Below are 6680 nucleotides of genomic sequence, written 5' to 3' on the forward strand. Positions count from 1 at the left end.
GCCGACCCCTTGGAATCAACCGTCTAGACCCTCGGCAGCACAGCGATTCCGGGCGGTGCCAGCACGACGCTCGTGATCTCCACCTTCGGGCGGTTCATGGCCTCGTGCGCGGCCCATCCGCCGCCGAGGACCACGGCGAGGAGTCCGGCCGCGATGAACGGCGTGGTGGGAAGCCTGTGCTTGGGCTTGTCCTCTTCGCGCGGCTGCGGCAACGAGACGGCCGGTGTTTCCGCCGGTTCCGGTTCGAGCTGCTTGGCTTCGAGGTACGCGCCCGTCGCGGCCGCTCCGTCGGGTGCCCGCATGGCCGGGATGTGCAGCCTGGCCGCTATTTCCTTGACCACCAACGGGATTCGCGCCGATCCGCCGACGAGCAGGATGACGTCCGGCTCGCACAGGCCGGCGGATCTGACCACCCGTTCGAGAGCGTCGACGACGAGTTCCACCGCCGGTCGGATGATCGCCTCGAACTCCAGCCTGCTCAGCCTGACCTCGCGCGCTTCGTCGTCGGTGATGACGGGAATCCTGACCTCGGGGTAGCTGCCGAGCAGTTCCTTGGCCTCGACGCAACTCCTCACGAGCTCCGGGCTGTGCGTGCCGATCTTCGCGACGACGTGCTCCACGACCAGGTCGTCGAGGTCGAACCCGCCGATGTCGACCCGCTCGGGCCGTCCGGCGAGCAGCAACACGCCTTGCTTGCACAGCAACGTGATGTCGGCCGCGGTGGCCCCGAAGTCGAACACCGCGACCGTGCTGTGCTCGGCCAGCTGAGCGGTGTCGTCGAAGGCCATCGCGGCGGCGTGGGGCGCGGGCACGAACAGCACGTCCGCGCGCCCTTGTTCGATGAGGTCCTGCCGCACCTGTTCGAGGTGTTCGTGCGGCCAGGCCAGCGGGTGGGTCATGGCGACCCGGCTCGGTGCTTCGCCGTGCCGGGCCGCCAAGTCTTCGAGGAGCTGCGCGACCTCCCGCGCCGGAGCGTTGTGCCGACGCTGGTTGCGGGTCACGACGCCCCGGCCGGTGGCGACGGTGGTGCCTGCGGATCCGAGATCGAGCCCAACCTGGTACGACATGTGCGGGTCACCCCTCATACGCGGACACCACACACACGTACGTCTCACTTGGTCCGGTTCACACCTTCATGAGAAGTTCCGCGGCGACCCTCGCCCCGTCCGTCCTGACCTGCGCGCCCACCTTTCCGGCCTCCTCGGCCAGCCCGAGCGTCTCAGCGAGAACCTCGGTGGTGACGGCTTCGGCCGAGCGGCCGATGCCGAGCCGTTCGACCTGGTTGCCCCAGTAGTACTGGTCGTACATGTGGGGCAGCACGATCTGCGGCTTGCCGGCGGCCGCCGCGGTCGTGGTGGTGCCCGCGCCGCCGTGGTGCACGACCGCGGCCGTGCGACGGAACAGCGCCTGCTGGTTCACCTCGCCGATCGCGATGCAGTCCCGCGCGTCGTCAGCCAGCCGCAAACCAGCCCAACCTTGTTGCAGCACAACACGTTTGCCGAGCTTGCGGGCAGCCTCGACAGCCTGGTGCGCGGCGTCCTGCGCGCCGTGCATGCTGCCCAGACCGAAGTACACCGGCGGTTCGCCGTCGTCCAGGAACGCCTCGAGTTCCGCGGAGAGCGGCCGCTGGTCGTTCGTCAGCCAGGCGCCGGTGGTCACGAGCTCGCCAGGACCGGGCCACGGCCCGAGCAACGGGTCCGTGGCGAGCCACGGGTCGTCGCCGAAGATGTGGTCGCGGACATCACCGACCGGGCCGAGACCGAGCTTCGCGCGTTCGGCGTTGATGGTCTCGCGCGCATGCCCGAAAAGAGGCCGCTGCCGCTCCCATTGCTCGATGTTTTCCTCGGGCGTCCCGTTCACCGGAACACGACCCAACATCGCCGGCGGCGCGTGATACGGCGAAGGCAACGTGTTCGCGCAGAAACTCGCGTACACGTAATGCGCGTCCACGCTTTCCGCCACCGACCGCGTGGAGTGCTGCAACGCACCGCCCGCCACCAAGACGTCGGCCCCCTGCCCCGCCGCACCGATCACCCGGAACTGCTCCCGCACCGACTCCTCGGCCAGTCGCGCCAGGTCACCGGGCTTCAGGTCGGCGGACCGGAACGTGCGCAACATCGGCCCCACCGGCGTGAAGTCGAGCCCGTTGCTCGTCACGAGCTCCTCGAAGTCCGGCGGCGCGACGACCTCGACGTCGTTTCCGAGCGCCTTCAACTGCACGGCCAGCGCGGTGACCGGCTGCGCTTCTCCCCGTGAACCGATCGTGGACACCAGAAATCGCATGACGAAATCCCCTCTGTTTCAGGCCACGAATTGTGAGGGCGAACCGGGGTCTTGCGGCAAGTCCCCCAGTGCGTTATAAGTTCCAATGGGGGCAATCACTGGGGGGTGATCGCGATTTTCGAGCCGTACCTGGCCGACTACCGCTACTACGCGCTGTTCAACGACCAGCGCCTCATGTCCGACGTCAGCAACGCCGTAGGCCTCTACCGCTCAGTCTCCGCCTACGACGAAGAACGCTATGAGGGCCACGGCAGGTGGGGGTCGAGCAGCGGCCTGTCCAGATCGGGCGACCGCGACTCCTATGACGACTACCGCGAGGCGACCCCGGCCGAGGTCGAGCAACTCAGGCGCCGGACCGACGCCGAACAGCCAGAGCCACGGCCTCCGTCGTCGTCACGGGAGAAGAACGAGGACGGCTGTTTCGCGGTGTTCGAGCACGAAGCCGACATGGTCGACCTGCGCTCCGCGATCGCGGTTGTCGAGGAACTGTCTCCAGAACACCGCTTCACACTGCCGCTGGGCGGTTACCTGAGGACGGAACTCACCGCCGTGCTCGCTCTGCTGGCAGCACGGCGGAGAGCCGAACCGGTGGACGGCCACTACTACTTCGCGGAGTTCGAGAGCCTGAAAGACGTCGTGGACGTCGATCGCGCGCACGCCCTGATCCGGTGCCCGGCAGACGGCCGCGGGAACTGGGAGATCTTCCTGCGCGACGGAACGTGGGTGCTGGGGCAGGAGCCGCGGCAAAAGCACGTGCTGCCGGTCGGCAGCGAAAACGTCGAACGGATCAGCCGGGGGCGGGAAACCGCAAAGGTCAGGTACTTCGACGTCTGGCTCGGTGGCACCACCGAGGGCGGGCTCTACCGCCACGTCCTCGTCCGCCGGACGGGCTCGGCCGACGAGACCGTCGACGACCTCGGCTGGCAGCCCACCGACGTGTTCGCGCGGCTGGAGCCCGGCTGGTGGGTGCTGGAGCTAGGCGAACGCGGTTTCCGCAGTTCCCGATACGTCGCCGCGATGAGGCGGAGATGGCCTGACCGCCACAACCAGGCCCTCAACTACCAGGCGGTCTTTGCCGAGAAAGACGACGTCTACGACCTCGGCAAGGTCCTCTTCCTGGCCAAGCGCGTGGACAACCCGTACGAGCTCGAGTACGAGCTGTGGACTCCGGACGGCTGGCAGAAGACCTACAACATGCTGCTCAGGTACACCACTCTCCCGATCTCCGAGAAGGAGTTCAAGCGGCTGGCGAAGCTGCGCCGGTACCCGAACAGTCTCAATCCCTGAAGCCCAGCCCTCACGCTGAACAGCCCGCCGCCCGAACCGAAGCTCAGACAGCGGGCTGCGGCAAACCCAGCGGCTAGTGCGCGGCGTCGTCCCATGAGCGGCCCACGCCCACCGAGACCTCCAGCGGCACCTGGAGCTGGTAGGCGTTGCCCATGTGCTCACGGACCAGGGCCTCGACGGCCTCGCGCTCGCCCTCGGCGATCTCCAGCACCAGTTCGTCGTGCACCTGGAGGAGCATGCGGGAGCGCAGGCCCGAGGATTCGAGTGCGCGGTAGACGCCGAGCATGGCCACCTTGATGATGTCCGCGGCGCTGCCCTGGATCGGGGCGTTGAGGGCCATGCGCTCGGCCATCTCGCGGCGCTGGCGGTTGTCGGAGGTGAGGTCGGGAAGGTAGCGGCGGCGGCCGAGGACGGTCTCGGTGTAGCCGTCCTTGCCGGCCTTCTTCACGATCTCGTTGAGGTAGTCGCGAACACCGCCGAAGCGGGAGAAGTAGGCCTCCATCTGCTCGCGCGCCTCTTCGGTCGGGATGCGCAGCTGCTGCGAGAGGCCGAAGACGGACAGGCCGTAGGCGAGGCCGTAGGACATGGCCTTGATGCGGCGGCGCATCTCGCCCGTCACCTCGGAGGTGGGGATCGAGAAGGCCTGCGAGGCAACGTAGGTGTGCAGGTCCTCGCCGCTGTTGAACGCCGCGATCAGGGCCTCGTCCTCGGACAGCGTGGCCATGATGCGCATCTCGATCTGGCTGTAGTCCGCGGTCATCAGCTCCGCGTAGCCGTCGCCGACGACGAAGGCCTGGCGGATGCGGCGGCCCTCGTCGGTGCGGATCGGGATGTTCTGCAGGTTCGGGTCGGTCGAGGAGAGCCGGCCGGTGGCGGCGATGGTCTGGTGGAACGTCGTGTGGATGCGGCCGTCGTCGGCCACGGACTTCAGCAGGCCGTCCACAGTGGACTTCAGGCGCGTGACGTCGCGGTGCGAGAGCAGGTGCTGCAGGAACGGGTGCTCGGTCTTCTCGAACAGGTCCTGCAGCGCGTCGGCGTCCGTGGTGTAGCCGGTCTTGGTCTTCTTCGTCTTCGGCATGTTCAGCTCGTCGAAGAGAACCGCCTGCAGCTGCTTCGGGCTGCCGAGGTTGATCTCCTTGCCGATCACCGAGTACGCGTCCTGCGCCGCCTGCTTCACGCCCGCCGCGAAGTGCGCCTCCAGCGACGACAGGTGCTCGACGTCGATCGCGATGCCGACGGCCTCCACCTCGTCGAGGACGTTCATCAACGGCAGCTCGAGGTTCGCCAGCAGGTCGGCGCCGCCGATCGTGACGAGCTCCTCGTCGAGCCGGTCGGCCAGCTCGGCGACGGCACGGGCGCGCAGGATCGTGCTCGTCGCGACCTTCTGCGCCTCCTCGGACTCATCGGTCAGCAACGACAGCTGGCCGTCGCCCGACTCCTCCGCGCGCAGCTCGCGCTTCAGGTAGCGCAGCGCCAGGTCGTCCAGCGCGAACGACCGCTGGCCGGGCCGCACCAGGTAGGCGGCCAGCGCCGTGTCCGACGTCAGCCCGCGCAGCTTCCACCCGCGAGCGCGGATCTGGCGCATCGGCAGCTTCAGGTCGTGGCCGGCCTTGGCGACGCTCTCGTCGGAGAGCCACGCCGCCAACGCGTTCTCGTCGGCCTCGTTCAGCGACACGACGTCGACGTACCCGCCCTCACCGGACGTGGTGCACAGCGCGACACCCTCCAGGTCGCCGCCCGTGGAACGCAACGCCACACCGACCCGCGTCCCGCGCGCGTGCTCGTCCAGCCACGCCGCCAGCGTGCCGGCCGGGATCGCGCCGCCGGACACCTCGAAGCCCTCCTCGGCCTCGGGTTCGGCGGTCGACAGCGTCTGGAACAGCCGGTCGCGCAGCACGCGGAACTCCAGCTCGTCGAACAGCCGGTGCACGGCGTCGCGGTCCCACGTCTGCGCTTCCAGGCCGTCGATCGTGTACGGCAGCTCGACGTCCTTGATCAGCTCGGTGAGCTGGCGGTTCATGATGATGTTCGCCAGGTTGCCGCGCAGCGCCTCGCCGACCTTGCCCGGCACCTCGTCGATGCGGTCGACCAGCTCGTTGAGCCCACCGAACTGGTTGAGCAGCTTGATGATCGTCTTCGGGCCCACGCCCGGCGTGTTCGGCAGGTTGTCCGACGAGTCGCCGCGCACCGCCGCGAAGTCCGCGTACTGGTCGGGCCGCACGCCGTGCTTCTCCTCGACGTACGCGGGGGTGAACCGGCCCATCTCCGAGACGCCCTTGACCGGGTACAGCACCGTCACGTGGTCGTTGACCAGCTGGAACGCGTCGCGGTCGCCGGTGACGATCTCGACATCGATGCCCTGCGCCACGGCCTGCGTGGTCAGGGTCGCGATGATGTCGTCCGCCTCGTAGTTCTCCTTCTCCATGGTCGGGATCTGCAACGTGGCGAGCACGTCCTTGATCAGCGACACCTGGCTGCGGAACTCGTCCGGCGTCTTGGAGCGACCGGCCTTGTACTCCGGGTACTGCTCGGAGCGGAACGTCTTGCGCGACACGTCGAACGCCACCGCGACGTGCGTCGGCTTCTCGTCGCGCAGGATGTTGATCAACATGGACGTGAAGCCGTACACGGCGTTCGTGACCTGGCCCGTCTTCGTCACGAAGTTCTCGGCGGGCAGGGCGTAGAACGCTCGGTAGGCCATCGAGTGACCGTCGATGAGCAGGAGCCTCTTCACGTCTGAGTTAGTCACGAGCCCGAGTCTAGGGTGGGGGTCTGACAGTTTTGCTTGAGCCCTTGGAGCCTGCGTGACCCCCGACCTGCCAGTGGAGTTCGCCGACGAGCAGTTGCACGTCCGGATGGGCATCGAAATCACCCAATGGGATGTCCAGGAGATGATCGGCACCATGCCGGTCAAGGGCAACCGCCAGCCGTTCGGCCTGCTTCACGGCGGTGCGAACGCGGTGCTGGCCGAGCAGTTGGGCTCCCTCGGGTCCGCGATGCACGCGCACCAGTTCGGCTCGATCGCGGTGGGACTGGAACTGTCCTGCACCCACCACCGCGCCGCGCGCGAGGGCACCGTCACCGGCGTGGCCCGCCCCATCCACCTCGGC

5 protein-coding genes are annotated in these 6680 nt (G+C 68.0%); 2 read left to right on the forward strand and 3 right to left on the reverse strand.

Translation table 11 applies throughout. The features are described from left to right. Positions 1-23: 23 nt before the first annotated feature. Together UK23_RS26665 and UK23_RS26670 are read right to left on the reverse strand one after the other, a co-directional pair. On the reverse strand, positions 24-1067 hold the full coding sequence (locus UK23_RS26665; protein WP_045314392.1) for an Hsp70 family protein: 1044 nt from the start codon (positions 1065-1067) through the stop codon (positions 24-26). A gap of 58 nt (positions 1068-1125) precedes the next feature. Then, the gene (locus UK23_RS26670; protein WP_045314393.1) at positions 1126-2283 is read right to left on the reverse strand and encodes a glycosyltransferase; all 1158 of its coding nucleotides are present in this window, start codon (positions 2281-2283) and stop codon (positions 1126-1128) included. A 105-nt stretch (positions 2284-2388) separates the two neighbouring features. On the opposite strand from UK23_RS26670, the gene UK23_RS26675 reads away from it, so the two are divergent. Continuing rightward, positions 2389-3570: a hypothetical protein gene (locus tag UK23_RS26675; protein ID WP_045314394.1), complete on the forward strand. Its 1182-nt coding sequence runs from the start codon at positions 2389-2391 to the stop codon at positions 3568-3570. A gap of 73 nt (positions 3571-3643) precedes the next feature. Here the strand turns inward: UK23_RS26675 and polA are convergent, their stop codons facing one another. After that, positions 3644-6319 carry a DNA polymerase I gene (gene polA / locus UK23_RS26680; RefSeq protein ID WP_269112313.1) on the reverse strand — a complete coding sequence of 892 codons (2676 nt, stop codon included), beginning with the start codon at positions 6317-6319 and terminating at the stop codon, positions 3644-3646. A 106-nt stretch (positions 6320-6425) separates the two neighbouring features. Here polA and UK23_RS26685 point away from each other — a divergent pair. Then, the coding region (locus tag UK23_RS26685) for a hotdog fold thioesterase (protein WP_156213394.1) at positions 6426-6680 on the forward strand (255 nt) is incomplete at its 3' end.

The sequence above is a fragment of the Lentzea aerocolonigenes genome (assembly GCF_000955955.1).
In the GTDB taxonomy this organism is placed as follows: Bacteria; Actinomycetota; Actinomycetes; order Mycobacteriales; family Pseudonocardiaceae; genus Lentzea; species Lentzea aerocolonigenes_A.

Bases quoted from the DNA above. Each gene is read 5' to 3' on its own strand.
- UK23_RS26670 (WP_045314393.1), bottom strand. From the start codon at position 2,283: ATGCGATTTCTGGTGTCCACGATCGGTTCACGGGGAGAAGCGCAGCCG.
- UK23_RS26665 (WP_045314392.1), bottom strand. From the start codon at position 1,067: ATGTCGTACCAGGTTGGGCTCGATCTCGGATCCGCAGGCACCACCGTC.